Below are 704 nucleotides of genomic sequence, written 5' to 3'. Positions count from 1 at the left end.
GATTGGTAACTTCAATACCCTGATTATGCTGCGGGTGCGGGATAACCGGACGGCAGAGCTGCTCACCAGCCAGTTGCCCGAAGTGGAAATCTACAGCAAAACGCTGGTCTCAGGGCACTCTGATATTGCCGATGTTGAACAGGGGCAGGATTTTACCTCGTCCACGCAGGACCGGGTAGGTACGGTCAAAACGCCGCTGGTGACGCCGGCTGAGATGATCAACCTGCCGAAAGGGCAGGCGTTCGCCTTACTGGAGGGCGGGCAACTGTGGAAAATTCGCATGCCCCTGCCAACGGGGGATGACGATGATGCCCTGATGCCGGCGAGCTTGCAGAACATCGCCGAACAAATGCGACGACATTACCGTACCCGTGAAGCCTGGTGGGAAGAGAAGGGGTAATTTCAGGTCATGGCACAGTCAGAAAACCAATCCCGTCCATCTTCTCAACCGCCCCGCCAGCATGGCCTGCTGTATCATGTGTTATGGGCATGGCCGTGGCAACTCATTGGGTTTATTGTCATGTCCTGGCTATTCAGTCTGTTACTGGAATATCTCGGTATGATTTTTTTCTGGCCAGAACAAGGTGCCTCTCATAGCCAGACGATGATGAAAACCGAGCTGCAATTTTTATCCACGGAATTGACCCAGAGCCTGTTGTTGTCAAATCCCGCACAAACGGTCTCTGACGGGCTGACGCAGGCAT

2 protein-coding genes are annotated in these 704 nt (G+C 54.0%); both read left to right on the top strand.

Annotated features, from left to right (window positions below; all coding sequences use genetic code 11):
* Positions 1-400, top strand: a 400-nt coding sequence (locus tag Xedl_RS19930; RefSeq protein ID WP_158024426.1) for a TraM recognition domain-containing protein, incomplete at its 5' end; no start/stop codon positions are given.
* A 9-nt stretch (positions 401-409) separates the two neighbouring features.
* The coding region (locus Xedl_RS19925) for an IncC plasmid conjugative DNA transfer DtrJ family protein (protein ID WP_143187520.1) at positions 410-704 on the top strand (295 nt) is incomplete at its 3' end.

The sequence above is a fragment of the Xenorhabdus eapokensis genome (genome assembly GCF_001908105.1).
The sequence above is the reverse complement of the archived record's forward strand: the minus strand, read 5'-3'. Positions and strand labels throughout refer to the sequence as shown.